Here is a 1,558-nt window from a genome sequence, read left to right as displayed (position 1 = left end):
CCCCCACCCTCCGCACTTTCCGCGGTCGACCATGAAGCTGTCGACCATGCGGCTATCGGCCCGGGAAAGCGATCACCGAGGCGACAACCTCGTGATCAACAAGGCGGAGGTGGGTCGGTGCTCACTGCTGGGTGGCGAGGAGGGCGGTGTGGACCTCGGTCCACACCTGGTCGTTGACGGCGACCAGGAGGCCGTGGTCGGTGCCGGTCGGGTGGTAGTCCGTACCGTCGAACCGGCGGGCCACCCCACCCGCGGCCCGCACCAGCAACGTGCCCGGGCCGTGGTCCCACGGCAGGGTGCGCCAGAAGAGCACGAACTGCTGCCGACCGGTGAGGACGTCCAGATACTCACGGCCGGCGCAGTGCTGGCCCGGCAGCAGCTCGCCGATCCGCGCACCGCCCGCCTCGACCGCGCGCCGTGTCGACGCCGGGAGGAACTTGGTCATCGCGGCACCCCGCAACGCGCCGGCCGGCGGCGCGGCGGGCAGCCGCAGCGGACGCCCGTCCAGGTACGCTCCCGCACCGCCGTACGCGGTGGCCAGCGTCTTGGCCAGCGGGTCGAGCAGCCAGGCGCCCACCGGCTCACCATCGGTGATCAGGGAGACCATCAGCGCGAACGGGCACCGACCCGCCGCGAAGTTGGCGGTGCCGTCGATCGGGTCGACGAGCCACACGTCGCCCGCGGAGCGCACCTGCCGCAGCAGATCGGGATCGTCCGCCACCGCCTCCTCGCCGACCACGATCGAGCCCGGCCGCAGCCGGCGCAACCCGTCGGTGATCATCTCTTCGGCCCGGCGGTCGGCGACGGTGACCAGCTCGCCGGGGGCCTTTTCGGTCACGTCGGCGTCGCCGAGGTGGCGGAACAACGGGAGTACGACCCGGTCGGCGGTCTCCTGCAACAGCCCGGCGACGTCGTCGAGCAGGGTGTCAGCCACGCGGCGGCAGCTTCACCACGCTGACGAAGAACTCGTCGATCTGCCGGACCACCTCGATGAACCGCTCGAAGTCCACCGGCTTGGTCACGTACGCGTTGGCGTGCAGCTGGTAGCTGCGCAGGATGTCCTCGTCGGCCTGCGAAGTGGTCAGCACCACCACCGGGATCCGGCAGAGCTGCTCGTCCTTCTTGATCTCCTCCAGCACCTCCCGGCCGTCCCGGCGGGGCAGGTTCAGGTCGAGCAGGATCAGGTCGGGCAGCACCACGTCCGCGTACTGGCCCTCGCGGCGCAGGTAGGCCAACGCCTCGGCACCGTCGGAGACGACGTTCAGCCGGTTACGAAGCTTGTGCTCCTCGAACGCCTCCCGGGTCATCAGCACGTCGCCCGGGTCGTCCTCGACCAGCAGCACCTCGATCGGGCTGCTGCCGTCTGTCGGCGCGGTCATCTCACCGCCTCCTTCACGCCACCTGTTCCACCACTGCCCGGCGCACCGCTGCCGTCCGCCTCGCCGCTGCCGTCCGCCTCGCCGCTGCCGTCCGCCTCGCCGACCGTACCTTCGCCGGTGAACCGGGCTGCGCCGGCACCGGCCGGCGAACCGTCGCCCGCGCCGCCGCCCGCCGCGAG

At 71.8% G+C, this 1,558-nt stretch carries 2 protein-coding genes and 1 pseudogene; all 3 read right to left on the bottom strand.

Annotated elements, in window-relative coordinates:
* Positions 1–121: 121 nt before the first annotated feature.
* Complete coding sequence (locus C1I95_RS33835; protein ID WP_111220174.1) at positions 122–934, bottom strand: inositol monophosphatase family protein; 813 nt, start codon at positions 932–934, stop codon at positions 122–124.
* Entirely contained in the window at positions 927–1,379 is a 453-nt protein-coding gene (locus C1I95_RS33830) for a response regulator (RefSeq protein WP_111220172.1), read from the bottom strand. Before C1I95_RS33830 ends, C1I95_RS33835 begins: the two co-directional genes overlap by 8 nt.
* A pseudogene (locus tag C1I95_RS35590) lies at positions 1,376–1,558 on the bottom strand (pyrimidine reductase family protein); the annotation flags it as partial. The gene C1I95_RS33830 and the pseudogene C1I95_RS35590, both read right to left, overlap by 4 nt.

It is taken from the genome of Micromonospora craterilacus (assembly GCF_003236315.1).
GTDB classification, from domain to species: Bacteria; Actinomycetota; Actinomycetes; order Mycobacteriales; family Micromonosporaceae; genus Micromonospora; species Micromonospora craterilacus.
Note: the sequence above shows the minus strand (reverse complement) of the source record. Positions and strands in the feature narration are given on the sequence as shown.

Coding starts and splice junctions, on each gene's coding strand:
- C1I95_RS33830 (WP_111220172.1), bottom strand. CDS start 1,379: ATGACCGCGCCGACAGACGGCAGCAGCCCGATCGAGGTGCTGCTGGTC.